At 70.6% G+C, this 17301-nt stretch carries 16 protein-coding genes; 9 read left to right on the top strand and 7 right to left on the bottom strand.

Annotated features, from left to right (window positions below):
- Positions 1 to 155 precede the first annotated feature (155 nt).
- The 4 genes from KUTG_RS12715 to KUTG_RS12700 all read left to right on the top strand — a co-directional run bounded on the left by KUTG_RS12715 (position 156) and on the right by KUTG_RS12700 (position 4622).
- On the top strand, positions 156 to 1835 hold the full coding sequence (locus KUTG_RS12715) for a hypothetical protein (RefSeq protein ID WP_043716983.1): 1680 nt from the start codon (positions 156 to 158) through the stop codon (positions 1833 to 1835).
- Positions 1828 to 3336 carry a CHAT domain-containing protein gene (locus tag KUTG_RS12710; RefSeq protein ID WP_084579261.1) on the top strand — a complete coding sequence of 503 codons (1509 nt, stop codon included), beginning with the start codon at positions 1828 to 1830 and terminating at the stop codon, positions 3334 to 3336. Before KUTG_RS12715 ends, KUTG_RS12710 begins: the two co-directional genes overlap by 8 nt.
- A gap of 111 nt (positions 3337 to 3447) precedes the next feature.
- Entirely contained in the window at positions 3448 to 4011 is a 564-nt protein-coding gene (locus tag KUTG_RS12705; RefSeq protein ID WP_043716980.1) for an RNA polymerase sigma factor, read from the top strand.
- Positions 4008 to 4622 (top strand): hypothetical protein, encoded by a 615-nt coding sequence (locus tag KUTG_RS12700; protein WP_043716979.1) that lies wholly within the window; start codon positions 4008 to 4010, stop codon positions 4620 to 4622. The genes KUTG_RS12705 and KUTG_RS12700 overlap by 4 nt, the downstream gene beginning before the upstream one ends.
- A 45-nt stretch (positions 4623 to 4667) precedes the next feature.
- Here the strand turns inward: KUTG_RS12700 and KUTG_RS12695 are convergent, their stop codons facing one another.
- Genes KUTG_RS12695 through KUTG_RS12665 form a run of 7 tightly spaced genes read right to left on the bottom strand, consistent with a single transcriptional unit; the run spans position 4668 to position 11949 of the window.
- On the bottom strand, positions 4668 to 5411 hold the full coding sequence (locus tag KUTG_RS12695) for an NADPH-dependent F420 reductase (protein WP_043716977.1): 744 nt from the start codon (positions 5409 to 5411) through the stop codon (positions 4668 to 4670).
- 22 nt (positions 5412 to 5433) lie between these two features.
- Positions 5434 to 6579, bottom strand: coding sequence for an acyl-CoA dehydrogenase family protein (locus tag KUTG_RS63465; protein ID WP_052394397.1), 1146 nt, complete (start codon positions 6577 to 6579; stop codon positions 5434 to 5436).
- A 34-nt stretch (positions 6580 to 6613) separates the two neighbouring features.
- A complete protein-coding gene (locus KUTG_RS12685) occupies positions 6614 to 7468 on the bottom strand; it encodes a sulfurtransferase (RefSeq protein WP_043716973.1) in 855 nt (284 codons plus the stop codon).
- Positions 7469 to 7505: 37 nt separating this feature from the next.
- Positions 7506 to 8678, bottom strand: coding sequence for an MFS transporter (locus tag KUTG_RS12680; RefSeq protein ID WP_043716971.1), 1173 nt, complete (start codon positions 8676 to 8678; stop codon positions 7506 to 7508).
- Positions 8679 to 8709: 31 nt separating this feature from the next.
- Positions 8710 to 9933, bottom strand: coding sequence for a styrene monooxygenase/indole monooxygenase family protein (locus KUTG_RS12675; RefSeq protein ID WP_043716969.1), 1224 nt, complete (start codon positions 9931 to 9933; stop codon positions 8710 to 8712).
- Positions 9930 to 11066 carry an LLM class flavin-dependent oxidoreductase gene (locus KUTG_RS12670; RefSeq protein ID WP_043716967.1) on the bottom strand — a complete coding sequence of 379 codons (1137 nt, stop codon included), beginning with the start codon at positions 11064 to 11066 and terminating at the stop codon, positions 9930 to 9932. Before KUTG_RS12670 ends, KUTG_RS12675 begins: the two co-directional genes overlap by 4 nt.
- Before the next feature lie 40 nt (positions 11067 to 11106).
- Positions 11107 to 11949: a TauD/TfdA dioxygenase family protein gene (locus tag KUTG_RS12665; protein WP_052394396.1), complete on the bottom strand. Its 843-nt coding sequence runs from the start codon at positions 11947 to 11949 to the stop codon at positions 11107 to 11109.
- 615 nt (positions 11950 to 12564) lie between these two features.
- Here KUTG_RS12665 and KUTG_RS12660 point away from each other — a divergent pair.
- The 5 genes from KUTG_RS12660 to KUTG_RS12640 form a co-directional block, all read left to right on the top strand.
- Positions 12565 to 13542, top strand: coding sequence for a LysR family transcriptional regulator (locus tag KUTG_RS12660; protein ID WP_043716965.1), 978 nt, complete (start codon positions 12565 to 12567; stop codon positions 13540 to 13542).
- A 405-nt stretch (positions 13543 to 13947) separates the two neighbouring features.
- Positions 13948 to 14775 (top strand): isocyanide synthase family protein, encoded by an 828-nt coding sequence (locus tag KUTG_RS12655; protein ID WP_198047132.1) that lies wholly within the window; start codon positions 13948 to 13950, stop codon positions 14773 to 14775.
- Positions 14772 to 16106 carry an aminotransferase class V-fold PLP-dependent enzyme gene (locus tag KUTG_RS12650; protein ID WP_043716961.1) on the top strand — a complete coding sequence of 445 codons (1335 nt, stop codon included), beginning with the start codon at positions 14772 to 14774 and terminating at the stop codon, positions 16104 to 16106. The genes KUTG_RS12655 and KUTG_RS12650 overlap by 4 nt, the downstream gene beginning before the upstream one ends.
- 1 nt (position 16107) lies before the next feature.
- Entirely contained in the window at positions 16108 to 16614 is a 507-nt protein-coding gene (locus KUTG_RS12645; protein ID WP_043716960.1) for a flavin reductase family protein, read from the top strand.
- Positions 16611 to 17301 (top strand): HAD family hydrolase (locus KUTG_RS12640; RefSeq protein WP_052394394.1); only part of this gene is annotated, 691 nt, incomplete at its 3' end. The genes KUTG_RS12645 and KUTG_RS12640, both read left to right, overlap by 4 nt.

Raw genomic sequence — 17301 nt, 5'->3', positions numbered from 1 at the left:
CGCGGCGGGGGTCCGTGCGATTCCGGTGTGGTGCAAGGAAGACGCCGTGGACCGGTGCGAAGTGGGATTTCGCCCACCCGTAGCGCAACGTCCGGCTCACGCGATGTGCTCAGCGCACCGTCCCCACCACCCGCTGACACCGACGGAGTCGCCTCTTGTCCGCGACGAACGAGCAGCCACTCGAGGACGCCACCGCTTTCGCGCACCTGGAGGTGGTGGACGATCCCCTGTCACTCGACCGCACGTGCGGGCGGCTGGCCGACATTCTCCTGACGACACCGGCCCGGGACCGCGGCCGGCACGTCAACAAACTGGCCATGACCACCGTGACCTGGCCGGCGCCGGCGCGGCTCGGCCTGTACGACGGCCTGATCCGCGAGCTGCGCGGCCGACGATCGGCCGACCCCGAGGACATCGGATGGCCGCGCCTGCTGGTCAAGACCGCGAACCTGCACTGGCGCGACTACGCCACGGCGGCGGCGATGGCCCTGGTCGACGAGGTGTCCGAAGTAGTGCGGGCCCAGCCGCAGGAAGGATCGCAGCTCGCGCGGGTCGCCGCCGAGAGTTCGGTCCTGCGCATGAGCATCATGTCCACAACGAAGGGCAAGGGGGCATGGGGGGACGCCGAAGCCGATCAGGCGCTTGCCGAGGCGGACGCGGCGACGGCGTGGATCGAGCGGCTGCCGCACCCGCCGGACAATCTCGTCACGCTGCACATCCGGCTCGCCGTCGGCGCCGCTGAACTGTGGCGGGCCCGGCACAAGATGTCCGGCGTCGGCTGGCTGACCGCTGCGGCCAAGCAACACGAGATGGTGTTCCGGGCGATCGCCTGGATCGCCGGCACGAGCGATCCAGACGACGCGCTCGACTCGCTCGACCGGTGCTTCTCCGTGCTCCCGCCCGGGGCGCACGCGACATTCCGACGGTTGTTGCAGATCCTCATCAACGCCGCGCGCCTGCTCACCAGGTCGCAGACTGTGGACCGCTGCGTCACGGCGCTGCGGGCGCACACGCCGCGGGGACGGCAGAGCATCGAGCTGTCCTTCGAAGTCGCGAACACCGTCGGAGATCTCCGCGAGCTGCTGCGGATTACGGAGAGCATCGCGCGGGAGATCCACGGCGGCGCGATGGCCGGCGAGAAGATCCACCTCCGGCGGGGCATCAACAAGAGGTTCGGCACGCTGGCCAATCGGGTGCGCCGCAGCCTGTGGCGCAATGACTCCGACTTCCTCGCGTTCTACTGGACGTGGCAGACGCATCGGGTCGCCGAGGTGCTCGGCGTCGCCGACACGCCGGCCGACGACGAGTCCCCGGCCGTCGTGGCCGAGACCACGCCGCCGACGGCCCAACCGTCGATCGACACAGCCTTGTTGGAGCGGCCCGATCCCGGCCCGGCGGACGGCCACGTGGAACGCACCCGGACGGCCATTCGCAGCCTGCGCTCGGCGATCAAGGCCGAGAACGTGATCGCCGCCGCGGTTTCCTTGCGTGGACTCGCTTTCATCAGCGAGTCCGACTGGGCCACGGGCGGCGAGACGGCCAAGGCGGTGCTGGACGCCGTGCGGATCTGGTGCGCGGAGCTGGATCAGTACTCGTCGCCCGATGTCGACCAGCCGACAGTGCCGACTACGTGCCCGGAATGGACCGCGCTGGACGAGTTCCGCGTCGCCTGTCTGCTCCTCGCCGACCGGCTCGCGGCGAGGTTCAGCCCGGAGCACCGGCCCCAGATCCTGCTGAACCTGGCCCAGCTGAGCGCACTGCCGGCGCCCGACCGCCTGGCCTGCGCCCTCGCGTCGGTGGCCGCGGCGCGGGCCAGCGTTTTGATGGATGCATGAGTTGCGTGCGGCCCGTTGTTGTTGTGTCGAGACGCTGCACGAGATCGGTGACAGGGCCGCCGTCGGCGCCGCGGTGCGTGAGCTGTGCGAGTCGTTTCTGTCCCAGCTCAACGCCGCGGTCGGCGGCATCGAGCTGATCGAGCTGATCCACGCCGGCACCAAGACGCTCGGTCCGGTCGCCACCTGGCTCGCCGCCACCGGGTATGCCGCGGAGGCGTTCGTGCTCACGCAGGTGACGGCCGGCTGGCTGTCACACGCGATGACCGAGGACGCGTCGCTGATCGACGACTACGACGCACTGCACGAGGCCCTGGCCACCAAGGACGACGCCTCCCGCACGGCGCTGTACGCGCACATGGAACGGCGCATGCTCGCCGATCAGCGGACGTCGACGCAGGTCACCGGCGAACTGCCGAGCATCGTCGCCACGCCGGACACCGCCTTCGTCCAGTTCATCAACGGCGGCAATCTGTGGGCCGTGGTCTTGCGTGCCGAACCGGACGGCGCCCAGCGACACACCAGCGTCGCACTCAATCTCAGCGGCGGTGACGTCAAGAGCCTCGCTGTGCGGATCTGGCAGGAGCTGCGGCCGTCCCGTGGCTGCGCCCCGGCGCACGGCGGCGTTCGGGCCGCGCCGAATTTGGCCACGCTCCACGATGAGGTGATCGCACCGCTGCTGCCGGTGTTGGAAGGCGCACGAGAAGTCGTTTTCCTGACCACTGGCGAGCTGGCGTCCCTGCCGCTGCACGCGGCCCGAGGTCCGCGCGGCCATCTTGTCGAGTGGCTCGGAGTCCGGTACGCGCCGACGTTGTGGAACGACCGCGGGCCGGGCGGCCCCGATCTCCGGGGCGACGCAGCGCGGACGGTGATCATCGGCGGCTGGGACCCTGAGATCAACGCGCCGGAAGAGGCTCGGGCCGTATCCCAGGTGCTGCAGGACTTCGGCTACGCCACGGACAAGGTGCGCAACGCCGTGTCCGGCCGCCAGGCGCTGCTCGACGTCGACCGGCGACGGAAGATCGTGCACATCGCCGCCCACGGCAAGCTGGAACCATGGCCGCAGGCGTCGAATTCGCTGTTGCAGCTGTCGGCCTCGGTGCAGATCACGGCCCGTGAGGTGATGCACGGCGGCTGCCGCCCGGTGTTCGCCTTCCTCAACGCCTGCGGCCTGGGCAACGTCCACCTCCAGGCCGGGGATCTGCACGGATTCCCGCTCGCACTGCGGGTGCGCGGGGCCCGCGGCTCGGTCACCGCCCTCGGAGACATCCTGCCCGCGGCCGCGCACCGGTTCGCGACCAGCTTCTACCTGGAGTTCACCACCGCGGACACGTTCCGGGCCTATCTGCGGACGGTCGGCGCGGCCATCGATGAGGGTGCCCATGTCAGCTCGTGGGCGCCGTACGTCTACGTGGGCGATGCGGTGTCGGCCAGTACGTCACCGGCCACGCCGCGACCCGCCCGGCGGCAATTCCGCCGGTCACAGAGCCGGTCGAAACGGTGACGGAATTAGTTCCCCGCCCCATCCCACCTGCCGCCGCCACGACACGTCATACAGGTGACAGAAGCGAAGGAGAGCCCTCATGGACAGACCCGAGTCGAAGGGCGAGCGAAGATGAGTGCGCTCGCCGAGGACCCGGCCGGTCAGGCCATCGAACTCCGGACCGGATGCAGCCTTGCGGACCTGCGCGCGAAGTTGCTGGCGCAGGCCAAGCGGCTCACCAAGAATTCCGGGGATGCCGAGGACCTGGTGCAGGACATCCTGGCGCGATTCACCACGCAGGGCATCCCCGACCACATCGCGGACCCGATCGCGTACATGCGCACGGCGCTGTCCAACGGGTTCTACAGCGACCGTCGACGGGCGCAGACACGTCGGGAGACGTTGTCCGACATGGACCACCACGACGGCCCGGCGGCCAGTCCGACGGTGCACGAGCTGGCCACCGCCTCGCTCATCCGCCAGGACATCGCCACGGCGCTGGACAGCCTGACGCCGGCGGTGCGGGAAGTCGCGCAACTGCTGATCGACTGGGAGGGCGGAGGCTTCCAGCGGATGTCGCAGGGCGACGCCGCGGCGGCCCTGGGCATCAGCGTGGACGCCGTGAAGGATCGACTCCGCGAGGCCCGCCGGCAGCTCCGCAAGCTACTTGAACCCTATAAAGGGGAATTGGGATGACTCACAACCACGACGACGAGCGGGACATCGGACCGAGACTGATGTCGCTGCTGGATGCTTTCGAAGCGGCCCTCGATGACCAGGACCCGGAGATCGAGCCGGACGCCGACACCGATGTGGTCGACGAGGACGAAGCATCGGCGGCGCGGCAGCGCGTGCCCGGAGCGCTCGGGCACACCACCGACGACGAGACCGACGCGCCGGTCGACCCGGCGCACGACGAGGACCGCACCTGGAGCGCGTTCAACGCGATCGTTGCGGCCAACTGGCTGGCCCTGCCCCGCGACAGCGAGCCGGTGCTACTGCGCCGGCAGGGACGGGCCCTGGAGACCCTCGACATCCACATCCCCGAACTGGCGGAAGCCGGCTACCTGCCGGACGTCGAGGTCGAGCGGGACGTCGACGACGAGGCCAAGACGGCAACGGTGACCCTGCTGCTCAATCGGGGCCCGCGGTGGACGCCGACGACCCGGTTGCGGATGTGCCTGGCGGACGAGACCGGTGACCGCACAGCAGCGGTCACGGTGTCCAGCTACGGCGTCGCGACCTTCCACGACGTGCCGATCGCCGTGATCGAGCAGCCCGGTCTGCGGCTGCGGCTGTCGAGTTGATGAGAGGCCTGTCCGCGGACAGGCCTCTCACCAGGACGATATCGATCAGGTGGGGAGCCGGTCCGCGATGGGAATCCGGACGGCGCGGTCGATCAGGGACCGCACCCGGCCGGCGGTGACCGGGGCGCCCTCGGTTTCGACGAACCAGCGGTGCAGCTTGTCGGGGCTCGAACCCCAGGGCGGCACGGCCGGGAAGTACGGCATGACGTACACGGGCGTGCCGGGTTCGCTGCGCCAGCTGTCGGCCAGAGAGCCGGTGTCCACGCTGTCGTAGCCGAGGATGTCGAGCAGTGCGGCGACTTCGGCCTTGGCGGCGTCGTCGTCGCCGGCGACGGGCAGGGCGCTGCGGTCGAGGGAGCCGGCGGGACGGCCGGCGGTGAGCAGGCTGAGGAAGAACATGTTGTTGGCCGCCTTGACCACCCGGGAACCGGCCAGGTGCCGCTGCACCAGTTCGCTGGAGGTCAGCTCGCCCTGGTCGAGGCGCGCGATGTGGCCGTCCCGCTCGGGGTAGTAGTTCATGGTGTCGATCACGGTCCGGCCGGCCAGCACGTCGGCCGGCAGGCGGTCGTAGGCGTGCAGGGGGACGGTCGCCACCACGAGGTCACCAGCCGCGGCGGCCTCGGCGGGGGTGACCGCCCGGGCCCGAGGCCCGAGGTCGGCGACGAGCTCGCCGAGGGTCGCGGGGCCGCGGGAGTTGCTCAGGGCGACGTCCAGGCCGGCGTCCACGGCCAAGCGGGCCAGCACGCCGCCGATCATGCCGCTGCCGATCAGTCCGAGAGTCTTCGTCACGAGCGGTTCTCTCCGTTTCGAGTCACGCGAACGGGCTGACGGTGTTCTCCGCGCCGACCAGCGCCGCACCGTAGATCTCCAGGTTGACCTGGGGGATGAGCATGCCGTGGCGGGCGGCGACGCTGGCGTCGCGCCAGATTCGCTGCACGGGGCTGGCGTCGGCGAAGCCGCTCGAACCATGAGCGGTGACAAGGGTTTCCAACGCCCGGTTGATGCTGCGCGCCGCCACGGCGGCGTCGGCGCGGTAGCGGGCGCGGAGCAGTTCCTCGGGATAGACGGCCTCGGCGGCGTGCCGGTCCAACGCGTCGGCGGCGCGGTAGGCGTGTAACTCGGCCGTGTCCAGGGCGGTGGCGGCCTCGGCCAGCTGGAGCTGGAAGCCGACGGAGTCGGCCTGCCGGCCGAAGCTGGTGAAGGCGATGCCCTTCTGCCCGGCGGCCGCGATGACCTCGGCCAGGGCGGCCCGACCCAGCCCGAGTTGCGGGCCGGCGACCATCAGCACCATTGTCGGCACGATGGCGGTCCGGTAGGCGGGGGCGACGTCCGGCGTGACATTCGCGCCGCCGACCAGGGGACCCAGCCGCAGCACCCGGTGGTCGGGCACGAAGGCGCTCTCGACCACGAAGCGATTGCTGCCGGTGGACCGCATCCCGGCCATGTGCCACTCGTCGACGACGGTGAAGTCCTCACGTGGCACCAAGAACGCCGCCGGACCGTCGTCGAGGACGGCGGCCGCGATGGCCCACGACGCGTGCCAGATGCCGGAGGCGTAGCTCCAGGAGCCGCTGAGCCGGTAGCCGCCCTCTTCCCGGCTGACCGGGCCGCTGGGCTTGAGTGCGCCGCTGACCAGGGTATCGGGCGAGGCGCCCCACACATCGTCCTGCGCCTGCTCGGGAAACAGGGCCACGCACCAGTTGTTGCCGTTCCACAGCCCGGTCAGCCAGCCCGCGCTGCCGTCGATCGCGGCCACCGCGGCGGCCACGTCCAGGTGCGTGCGCAGCGACGCCTCGCCGCCGCCGTACCGCTTGGGCACGGCGGCGCGAAACACGCCCGCGGCCTGCATCGCCGCCACCGTCTCGTCGGCCATCCGGCGGTCGCTGTCGGCCTGGCCGGCGGCGCCGGCCAGCAACGGCCGCAGAGCCGCGATGGCGGTGAGCAAGTCGGAGCCCATCGTTGAACCTCCTCGGATCGGGATCGGTGACGCCTCAGCCGTCGCCGCGTTCGACGGGCACCCCGATCAGCGAGCCGTACTCGCCCCAGGACCCGTCGTAGTTCTTCACGTCCGGCCGGCCGAGCAGCTCGCTCAGCACGAACCAGGTGTGCGCCGAGCGCGCGCCGACCCAGCAGTAGGTGATGGATCCCCGGGCCGGGTCCAGCCCCTCGTAGAACCCGGCCAGTTCCGCCTCGGACCTGAAGGTGCCGTCCTGGTCGAGCGCCTTGTCCCACTCCAGGTTGACCGCGCCGGGCACGTGGCCCGCACGCTGCGCCACGTCGTGCGGGCTGTTGCCCGGCGTGAACGCCTCGCCGGCAAAGCCCGGGGCGAAGATCCGGCCCGCGTACTCGTCCGGGGTCCGCACGTCGACCAGGTTCTGCACGCCGATCGCGGCGAGCACGTCGTCCCGGGTGGCCCGGATCGAGCCGTCCAGCTCCTCGGCGTGGTAGCTGGTGGCGTGGCGGACCGTCGCCTCGGCGGTGAGCGGATGGCCGTCGCGCTGCCACTTCTCCTTGCCGCCGTCGAGCAGTTTCGCCGCCTTGTGGCCGTACAGACGGAAGTACCACAGTGCCGGCGCGGCCAGCAGGTTCATACTGGCCGAGTAGAACACGACGGTGTCGTCGTTGCCGATTCCCTTGGCGCTCAACAGCTTCTCGAACGCGTCGCGGTCCAGCGCGCCCAGCCGCACGTCGTCCTGGAACTCGTCCCAGCCGATCCAGACGGCGCCGGGCAGGTGACCGGCTCGGTAGTCGGCCACGCTGTTCCCGATTTCCACGAACACCACCGCGGGCTCGCCGAGGTGGGCCGACGCCCATGCCGCGGTGGCCAGCACGGATTCACGAGACATGGTGTGCTCCTTGACCAGATGAGGACCGGGCGGCCCGTCACGCCATCGAGACCTCCGGGGCCGCCGAGACCCGGCGGCTCCGGTACCAGGCGAACAGGGTCACCAGAATCCCGACGAAGGTGACGGCGGCGGCCACCACGTAGACGCCGCGCAGGCCGAGGCCGCCGGCGATGATCACGCCGCCGAGCCAGGCCGCGAAGGCCGCCGCGAGCTGGTAGGCCGACGAGTTCACGGCCAGGGCCAGCGTCGGCGCCCGCATGGCCGACTTCAACACGTTGGCCTGCATGCCGGGCACGATGGAGAAGCCGAGCGCGCCGATCAGGAAGACCATGATCGCCGTGCCGACCACGCTGGAGCTGAGCACCCACATGCCCAGCAGGGCCACGGTTGTCGCGGTCAGCAGGCCCACCAGCGACGGCATCAGCCCGCGATCCGACAGCCAGCCGCCGGCCAGGTTGCCCACGGTCGCGCCGACGCCGTAGACCAGCAGCAGGATCGGCACCGCGCTGGCGGCGAAGCCGGCGAGGTCGGTCAGCAGCGGCGCGAAGTAGGTGAACACGATGAGCTGGCCCGCGCTGCCGACGGCGGTGACCAGGATGGCCAGCTGCACGGCGGAGGAACGGAAGATCTTCAGCTCGCCGAACGCCGACGAGGTGGCGTCGTTGGGGACCGCCGGCACGAACCGGGCCACCAGCAGCAGGCCGAGCGCGGCGGTGGCGGCGATGGCCACGAACGTCGCGCGCCACCCGAAGCTGTGGCCGACGAAGGTGCCGAGCGGGGCGCCCACGATCATCGCCAGGTTCATGCCGAGGATCAGTCTCGCCACGGTCGAAGCCTGTTTCTCCGGCGGCACGGAGTGCGTCGCGATGACGATCGCGTTGGCGAAGAACGTCGAGGTCACCATGGCCGTGACGACGCGCGCCGCGAACAGCACGCCGTAGGCCGGGGCGACCGCGGAGGCCACGTTGCCGGCGATCGCGACGACCAGCAGGATCAGGATCAGCGGCTTGCGCGGCAGCCGGGCCACGAAGGCCGTCACCAGCGGTCCGCCGACGATCATCCCGACGGCGTAGGCCGTGACCAGCAGGCCGGCCGCCGGGATGGACACCTGGAGGTCGCCCGCGATGTCCGGCAGGATGCCGGCCGGCACGAACTCGCCCGTGGTGATGCCGAACACGCACACCATGAGGGACAGGACACTGAGGGGCATTTTCTCCTCGCATCGAATCGGTTGTTCACGATCAGCCACCGGCGACGCAACGCTCCACGAAGGACGCTGCGCCGTCGGGACTGGACAGCACGGCCCACTGCGCGACCGGGTCGTGGAAGCCGCTGACGAAGGCGTCGGCGACGCGCTTGTCCTCCGCGGCCCGGCCGAACAGCTCTGTGACGTGCGGCGGAGGCGGCGCCAGGAAGGCGTTGCTCCACTCGACGACGTGGCGTGCGTGATCCCACAGCCGGTCGGACGCGTCGCGGCAGAACCGCGCGTCCAGCGGCCCGGCGGCCGCGGCGATGAGATCGGCCAAGGCGAAAGCCGTGTGCGAGCCGAGGTTCGCGCCCTGGGCGGTGAGCGGGTCGTTGGTGATCCAGGCGTCGCCGATGGCCAGGGCGCAGACGCCGTCGGCCAGCGGCGCCCATCCCTTGCGCACCAACGGTGTGATGCCACCCTGGGCCAGTTCGCCCGGCGCGAGCAGCCCGAAGCGCGTGATGTCGACGCGTTCGCGCAGGCTCGGCGCGTGCTGCGCCAACAGGGTCAGCATCTCGCGCAGGAAGCCGGCTGGATCGGCGTCGGCGTCCAGGTGGGCCGGCCGCTCCAGCGGACTGCCCGGCACCGCCTCGAACGCCAGCACGTGGGCCGGACCGAGGCGAGACAGGAACGGTATCCGCAGGATCTCCCCGATCCCGGGCACGAAGTGGATGTCCAGCGCGTGCGGGACGTCCTCGTCGATGCCGTGGTAGAAGCCGCTGCACAGGATCCGTTGCGGCGTCGAGTGCGGAGACCGGGCCTGGTCCACCGGGAACAGCTCCCGCACGGACCGGTCGCCGTTGGCCACGACCACCAGGTCGTGCCGGGCGGCCACCTGGTGCGGCGTGACGGCGTCGATCACGGCGTTTCCGCCGCGGCGCACGAATTCGGTGAACAGGTGCGGCAGATAGACCCGGAAGTCGACGACGCTTGACGGCGGGGTCAGCGCCGCGGAGAACTCGAGATCGCGGTCGTCGCCGTGCATGGTGATCGACCAGCTGTGCACCCGGGCTTCGTCGAAGTGCCACGCGTGCACGTCGAGCGACTCCTCGCGCTGCTGCGTGGGGCCGAAGCGGGCCGGGAAGTTCCTCGGCCGCATCGCGGCGAGCTCGTCGGGGGTCTGGGTGGAGTACAGCGTGACCGGCACGCCGAGCTGCTGGAGGCGCAAAGCCAGCTGCAGACCGGAGATCCCGGCGCCGATGACGCCGATGTCGGTCATGCCGTCACCCGCCCGGCGAACCGGTCCGACCCCAGCTCGCCGGCCAGCCAGACCAGGCTCTCCACGGTGTGCCCGGCCGCCTCCGGGGAGGCCAGGGCCGACACCGGGATCAGCATGGGCAGTTGCAGGCCGGCCTCGGCGAGCTCTCCGATCCGGTCGAGCACGGTGCGCCGGCTGCCCACGATCGCCACCTCGGCCACCAGCTCGTCCGGCACGACGGCCAGGGCCTGCTCGACCTCCGTACGGGTCAATCGGTGCGGCAGCAGGTGCGACAGCCCCCGGTAGTCCTCGCCGAACGGGTGGGCGACGCCGTGGGCACGCCACTGGGCGGCGCCGAGATGCAGGGCCAGGTAACGGATCGCCCTGGCCTGGGCCAGTTCCCACGCCGCGTCATCGGTCTCGGCCACCACGATCGGCACCCCGCCCGAGGCCACGATCCGGTCCGGGTCGCGGTCGGCGGCGACGGCCGCCTCCCGCACGACGGCCCATCGGCGGGCGTATTCGGCCGGCGACATCAGGTCCGAAGGGAGCCAGCCGTCGCCGTGACGGCCGGCCAGCGCGGTCATGCGCGGACCGCTGCCGCCGACCCAGAGCTCGGGGACGCCGCCGTCGGCCCGGCGCAGGTCCATGATCGCCTGGTCCAGGGTGAAGAACTCGCCCGCGAAGTCGTGCGGTCCCTTGGTGTCGAAGAACATTCGCAGGATGCGCAGCGCCTCTTCGACCCGGTCCACCTGATGGTCGGCCCGGATGCCGTAGGGCTGAAGGTTTTCCTGCGCGCCGGCGCCGATGCCGATGATCGGCGGGCGCTCGGTGAGCTGGGCCAGCGTCAGCGCGGTCTGGGCCAGCACCGCGGGGTGCCGGCGGTGCGGATCGGTGACGCCGACCGCGAGCCGCACCGGGCCGGCGTGCGAGGCGAAGTTTCCGAGCACCGTGGCGAATTCGAGCGACAGGTCGGGCGACGGCAGCGCCGCGGCCAGGTAGCTGAAGTCGCTGTCCCAGGCCTGGCGCGGAAAAACGTTGATCAGGTGGTCGAACACGAGGAACGTGTCCATGCCGGCCGAGCGGGCCAGGTCGAGCAGGCCGCGGCCGCCCTCGACCGGGCCGACGGCGTCCCAGGCCAGTCCTACTCTCACAACCCGCTCCTGTCCGGTTTCCGGTGGCTGCTCATCGGTCTCAGATGACCTCGACGCGCTGCAGATGGCGCTTGGTCGGACCGGTGAACGCGTTGCGGCCGTGGATGAGCGAGAAGTTGTCGGCGATCACGATGTCGCCGGCCCGCCAGTCGTGGTCGTAGCAGTACTCGGGGCGGTGCACCAGCTCGGACAGCGAGCCGAGGAATCCGTCCACTTCGGACTCGTCGACGCCGTGCACCTGCGCGAAGACCGGGTTCTTGTACTTCTCTGGGGCCAGCGGCTCGGCGAAGCGCAGCACGGGCAGGCCGGTGGCCGGGTGCTGGGCGACCAGTCGCTCGGTGACCTCGCCCCCGTAGTGCACGACCTTGTCCGTCGAGTAGGTGATGCTGACGCGGCTCCAGCGGTCGCGGGTCTCCTGGTCGGCGTCGCGGTAGGCCCGCGTGGTGTCGGAGAAGACCGTCTGCCCGCCCGCGCCCGGCGTCGCGTCCAGGCACTGGAAGAAGAAGTAGCGCGGGTTGGCCTCGACGAAGGCCCCGTCCCAGTGGAACGGCACGTCACCGCTGGCGAACAGGTAGTTCTTGGGGTCATCCTGGACGACCAGGTCGACCACCTCGCCGGGCTCCCACTTGAGGATCTCGCCCCAGCCCCGGCAGTAGTCGGCGAATGCCTGCCTGCCGAGCAGGTCGAAGCCGCGCAGCACCAGCACCCGCGACTCCTCCGTCCAGCGCACGAGCATCGGGACGGGAACGTCCTCGATCCGGGCGCCGCCGCCGGCCGCCTCGACCACACGGCCGAACGGGCGCAGCGGATGGTGCGTCAGCTTGGTGCGCTCGGTGGAGCCGCACGGGTAGCTCGTGGCCGACGGTGAAACCGAATTCGCCATGGTATCGCCTTCCTGAGATTTTATGGCCGCGGGAACCACTCGGCTGACACGCGGTCATGGAATCGGCTGGCGACACGCGACAACATCCCACACACGCCGAACCCCCCCACGGATTCGACCGCTGCGGCGCCCCCCTGCAGATTGCCCACGGCTGAAACCTGCCATCAGCTTTTCACGGGCGGGCGTTACCGGGCAACGGCGGAACAATTCGTTTATCGATATCAACCGATAGAGAAAAATTTATCGATGGTCACGGGCGGCGGATCGGCCCTGGTCGTGGCGTCGGCGGACCCGGTCGCCCGCGGTGTGTGACTGTCGGGAAAGGACGGTTCGCCGGTGTAGCCCGGCCGGGTGATCGCGGCCCGGTTCCCGGCCGTCGAAACGTGACCGTTGCGCGGTCCACTCCAGGTGACCATGGACGTCAAGAGCGGGTCATCGCGGCATGGCCGACGGGTCGACAGCCTCGGCGAATGCGGCGCGGGGACCGGTCCCGACGAGGGCCTCGCGCCCCTCGGCCGGACGGACCGCCTTTCCGGCAGAAGCCCGTACTGCCTCTGTTCCCGACTTTTTTTGTCATAGTATGGACACCGTGTCGATCAGCTTCGCTTATCGATCATGGGGGGACGCATGGCCATCGAGGATCCGTCGGTGCACCAGCTGAGGCTGTTGCTCACACTGGCCGAGGAGCTCCACTTCAAACGCGCGGCCGCCAAGCTCTACCTCACCCAGCCCGCGCTGAGTCAGCAGATCCGGTCGCTGGAACGAAGACTGGGAGTGCAGTTCTTCACCCGCACCAGCCGTCATGTCGAGCTGACCGCCGCCGGCCAGGCCCTGCTGCCGCTGGTCGAGAAGGTCGTCACCGCGGTGGACGACCTGCGCGACGCGGCGGTCCGCTCCTCGGTCGGCGACACCCGCCTCAGGCTGGGCATCTGCGAGAACGTCGCCGCGCTGACCGCCACCCGCACCGTGCTCGACACCTTCACGGGGCTGTATCCGTGCCTGGGCCCGGACATTCATGTGCTGGACTTCGTCGAACAGGCGACCGCGCTGGAGAACGGCAAGATCGACGCCGCCTTCGTCTACCTGCCGGTGCCCAAGGGCCTGCACAGCATGGCGCTGACCACGGAGCCGCGCATGGTGTGCGTGTCCAGCTCGCACCCGCTGGCGCTGCGCACGTCGGTGACGCTCGCCGAGCTGGCCGAGCACCCGGTGGTCAGCGTGGCGCCGAAGATGTTCCAGGAGGGGCGGGCGTTCTGGGCGGTCGACCCGCGCCCCGACGGCTCGCCGGTCCGCTACACCAGCCACGACGCCACCCGGTTCGAGTCCATGCTGTCGATAGCGTCCTTCGGCGGGGCGATCGCCTTCGTGCCGGCCGCGGCGGCCGGCCTCTACCCCCGCCCCGACATCCGCTACCTGCCGGTGGACGACCTGGAGGACTGCACCTTCGGCGTGGTGTGGGCCGAGGGCGCCGGCGACCGGCCGCAGATCAAGGCCCTGGAACAGGTCTGCCGTCAGCTGCTCCGGCAGGGCCTGCCGGCGGGCGCCGTGGAGAAGCCGTCGCCATTGCCGGAGCTGGCGCCGATCCGCTGCTGAACGGCGCCGTGGGCCCGATTAGGATCAATAACCGGCGAGTTATGCTGATGCTCTAGAAGGTAATCGATATCTGGTTGCGTGTGGCGGCAGGCCTCTGGCAGTGTTGCACTGTAACGACAGATAGTCGTAAGAGCGTTTCATGCCCAGGTGGATGTGGGTTCGACGGATCGGGGGATCCGGTCTCGCCCGCGTTTTCGGCACTGGGGCTCACTGTGCATGAATCCAGCTACGGGGGGCGTTTTGAGCGGGAAATTAACGGATGAACTGCCTCGTACGGACGTCGCGCGAAGAGTGTTGGAAATATTGTACCGTTACCGGAGGGTGACCGGCGCGGGGTCGCCGGACGGCGACGACAGCGCGTGTATCGGCTGTTTTGAGGCCCGTCGGGCGCGGATCGAGAGCTTTGTGCGCAAGGACGAGGGCATCTGCTTCGTCATTCCGGCCTTCCCGGCGAAGTCGCCCAACCGGACCAAGGTGCTGGGCGCGCTGCCCGATCTCGGCGAACGGCTGGCGCTGTCCTTTCTGCAGACGCTGTGCGACTACATCGGCCATTTCTACGCCCCGGGCGCGCGGATCGTGATCTGCTCGGACGGGCACGTCTTCGGCGACGTGGTCGGCGTCAGCGACGCGGCGGTCACCGCCTACCGGGAGAGCCTGGCCGCCATCATCAAGGCCGAGAACCTGGCCTCGCTGGAGGTCTACGGCCTCGACGACGCCTTCGGCACCATGAACTACCCGCTGCTGCGGGACATCCTGGAACGGGACTACTCGGTGCCGCTCGCGGACCTCAAGGAGAGCATCCGCGAGGACGACGCCACCCGTTCGCTGTTCAACGGGATCCACCGGTTCATGTTCGAGGACGCGGTGGGCGTGCACGGCGACGCCGTCTCCCGGACCAAGCTGCGCACCGACTCCAAGGAACTGGCCTACCAGACGGTGCGCCGGAGCAACGCCTGGAGCCGGGTGGTGGGGGAGAAGTTCCCGGACGCGATGCGCCTGTCCATCCACCCGCAGGCCGCGCACTCGGAGAAGTTCGGCCTCCAGCTGATGCGGTCGCAGGACAACTGGCTGACGCCGTGGCACGGCGTCGTGATCGACGACGGCACGTCGGTGTCGCTGATCAAGCGCCAGGACGCGGAGAAGGTCAAGGCCACGATCGTCTGGCGGGCCGGCCGGCCCAGCCACTTCGTCGCGCCGCACCTCGGCGCCAACCCCGTGGACGAGGCCCGATGAGCCTCGCCGTGGATCGCCTGCCCACGCTGGCGGACGCGGACCTGCGGGTGCCGCTGGTGACCGGCGGGTCCGTGCCGTACGCCAATCTCGACTACGCGGCCAGCACGCCGTGCCTGGCGGCGGTGCGAACCGAGGTCGACCGGCTGCTGCCCTGGTACAGCAGCGTTCATCGCGGTGCGGGCTTCGCGTCGCAGGTGTCCACTCGGGTGTACGAGCGGGCGCGTAGTACGGTGCGGGAATTCGTTGGAGCCAAACCGGATTCCGCCGTGTTGTTCACGCGCAACACCACCGACGCGCTGAACCTGCTCGGCCGGAGCCTGCCCGCCGGCACCCAGGTGTTCAGGTTCGCCACGGACCACCACGCCGCGTTGCTGTCCTGGCGCACGGCCCGGCTGCACCGGCTCGGCGTGCCGGCGAGCGCGGAGGACTCCGTCCGGATCCTGGCGCGGGCGTTGGCCGAGGCCCCGAACGGGCCGAAGCTGGTGGTGATCACCGGGGCGTCGAACGTGACCGGCGAGCTGTGGCCCGTGGCGGAACTGGCCGAGGTGTCCCGGCTGTTCGGCGCGCGCACCGTGCTCGACGCCGCGCAGCTGGCCGCGCACCGCCCGATCGACCTGGCCGGCTGGGGGCTGTGCTGGATCGCCCTGTCCGGCCATAAGATGTACGCGCCGTTCGGTTCGGGCGCGCTGGTCGGCGAGACCGACTGGTTGTCCGACGCCGAGCCCTACCTGGCCGGTGGCGGCGCGACGGCGTCGGTGGTCGAGCAGGCGGGCGCCGAGGCCGTGACCTGGTCCGGGTTGCCGCACCGGCACGAGGGCGGCTCGCCGAACATCGTTGGCGCGTATGCGATGGCGGTGGCCTGCGACGCGGTGACGAGGCTCGGCTGGCCCGCGGTCGTCGACCACGAGCAGGCGCTCACGGCCCGGCTGTGCGAGGGTCTCGCGATGATTCCCGGCGTGCGCCGGCTCCGGCTGTGGGCTGACGATCATCCGACGGTGGGCGTGGTGTCGTTCGGCGTCGCGGGGTTCGACCAGCAGCTGATCGCCACCGCGCTCGCCGCCGAGCACGGCATCGGGATCCGGGACGGCGCGTTCTGCGCGCACCAGGCCGTGCGCGCCGTGCTGGACAATGTCGGATTCGGCCAGTCCGACCGGGCCCTGCGGGCGAGCGTCGGGCTCGGCACCACGGCCGAGCACGTCGACCGGTTGGTGCTGGCGCTGCGTGAACTCGTGCTGGACGGTCCGAAGTGGACATACACGCGGACCGGCGACGAGTGGCGGCCGACGCCCGATCCCCGGCCGGTGCCGGAGTTTCTGGCCGGGGGACGATGAGATGGCGGCCGTCGACAGCGATCCTCGGCCGGCGGTGTCGCTGCGTGAGGTGATGGCCCGGTTCGCCACCGGCATCACCGTGCTGACCGTGCCCGGCGACGAGTGCCGCGGCATGACCGCCAACGCGTTCAGCTCCGTGTCGCTCGATCCACCGCTCGTGCTGTGCTGTGTCAACCGCAAGGCGCGGATGCACGCGGCCATCGTGTCGGCGGGGGCATTCGCCGTGTCGGTGCTCCGGGCCGGGCAGGAGCAGTTGGCCCGGCACTTCGCCGACCAGGGCCGGCCGAGCGGGCCGGCCCAGTTCGACGGGGTGAGCTGGTCGCCGGGTGTCCACACGGGAGCGCCGCTGCTGTCGGGATCGTTGGCATGGCTGGAATGCGAGCTGGTCCGGGCTCACGACGGGGGTGATCACTCGATATTCCTCGGCCGGGTGCTCGGCTCGCACCGGGGCGCGGGCCGGGACGCGCTGGTGTTCTTCGGCGGCTCGTTCCACCAGGTCACGTCATGAGCAGCAGGTTCCGGCCGTCATGGCCGGACGACGCCCGGCGGGTCGCGTTCTTCGACGTTGACGAGACGCTCGTGGCCGTCCCGACGCTGTACGCGTTCTGGCACTGGTGGCGTGGGGGAGCCGACGATTCGGCGGTCGACGTGGAGCACCGGGCCCTTGCGGAGTCCGGCGCTTCCCGCGAGGCGTTGAACCGGCGCTACTTCCGCCGCTATGCCGGCACGCCGGCCGAGCGGCTGGCCGCGGCCGGCCGGAACTGGTACGGCGCGTTTCGGCAGGGCCGCACGGCTTTCGTGGCCGCCGGCCTCGCCGCGCTCGAAGACCATCTGGCCGAGGGCGACGCCGTGGTGCTGGTGTCGGCGTCGATGCCGTGCATCCTCGACCCCATCGCCCAGGATCTCGGCGTTCACCGCTTGGTCTGCACCGAGTTGGCGGCCGACCCGGCCGGGCTGCTCACCGGCGAGGTGACCACGCAGATGGTCGGGGCGGCCAAAGGCCGCGGCGTGGCGGAAGTCCTCGCCGGGCTGGCCGTGTCGGCCGACGCCTGTTTCGCGTACGGCGACCACGTGAGCGATCTGCCGATGCTGCAAGCGGTCGGGAACCCGGTTGTGGTCGGGCCGTCCGATCCTGAACTGGCCGCCGAGGCCACCATCCGTGGCTGGCCGGTGCTACCGGCGATCCGGGGCACGC

Origin of the sequence: Kutzneria sp. 744 (genome assembly GCF_000568255.1) — a bacterium.
GTDB lineage: Bacteria > Actinomycetota > Actinomycetes > Mycobacteriales > Pseudonocardiaceae > Kutzneria.
This window is presented reverse-complemented; position numbering and strand designations above follow the sequence as displayed.